Annotated in this window: 1 protein-coding gene; it reads left to right on the top strand. The window is 68.8% G+C overall.

Translation table 11 applies throughout. From position 1 onward, the window contains the following. Positions 1-65: 65 nt before the first annotated feature. Positions 66-311, top strand: a 246-nt coding sequence (locus tag GFH49_RS00440; RefSeq protein WP_328288261.1) for a GTP-binding protein, incomplete at its 3' end; no start/stop codon positions are given.

Below are 311 nucleotides of genomic sequence, written 5' to 3'. Positions count from 1 at the left end.
CGCGCCGACGACAAGCTCTCCGAGGCCGCGATGGAAGACCGTAAGCGCGAGGGGTACTTCTAACGATGTCCAGCACCACCGAACCCACCGAGCCGCTGTCGGTCGAGCAGTTGTCGGAGACCACGCTGCTGCGTTTCGCGACCGCCGGCTCGGTCGACGACGGCAAGTCCACCCTCGTCGGACGGCTGCTGCACGACTCCAAGTCGATCCTCACGGATCAGCTGGAGGCCGTGGAGCACGCCTCCCGCAACCGCGGCCAGGAGGCACCCGACCTCGCCCTCCTCACCGACGGCCTGCGCGCCGAACGCGAG

This window comes from Streptomyces blattellae, from assembly GCF_009709555.1.
Taxonomy (GTDB): Bacteria; Actinomycetota; Actinomycetes; order Streptomycetales; family Streptomycetaceae; genus Streptomyces; species Streptomyces blattellae.
This window is presented reverse-complemented; position numbering and strand designations above follow the sequence as displayed.